This is a genomic window from Robertmurraya sp. DFI.2.37, assembly GCF_029211245.1.
GTDB lineage: Bacteria > Bacillota > Bacilli > Bacillales > Cytobacillaceae > Robertmurraya > Robertmurraya methanolica_A.
In genome coordinates this window covers 1-299 of record NZ_JARGEJ010000662.1, presented here as the reverse complement: position 1 = coordinate 299, position 299 = coordinate 1, and the positions used below count along the sequence as shown (strand labels likewise).

At 45.2% G+C, this 299-nt stretch carries 1 protein-coding gene; it reads left to right on the top strand.

Annotated elements, in window-relative coordinates:
* Nucleotides 1–299: F0F1 ATP synthase subunit gamma (locus PZE06_RS28105; protein ID WP_275792414.1), on the top strand; the 299-nt coding region annotated here is incomplete at both ends.

Genomic DNA, 299 nt, shown 5'->3' with positions numbered 1-299 from the left:
GCCAAATTACGAAAGCGATGGAGATGGTTGCGGCATCTAATATTAGTCGTGCTGAAGGTAACGCAAAGGCATTTGTCCCTTATATGGAGAAAATCCAAGAAGTTACTGCATCCGTTGCGCTTGGTAGCAGTGATGCATCCCATCCGATGTTGGTCAAACGTCCCGTCAAGAAAACGGCATATTTGGTCATTACTGCCGAACGTGGACTTGCTGGTGCGTTTAACAGTAACGTATTGCGTGCAGCGTTACAAGCGATTCAAAAACGCCATCAATCAAATGATGAGTTTGTCATCATTGCT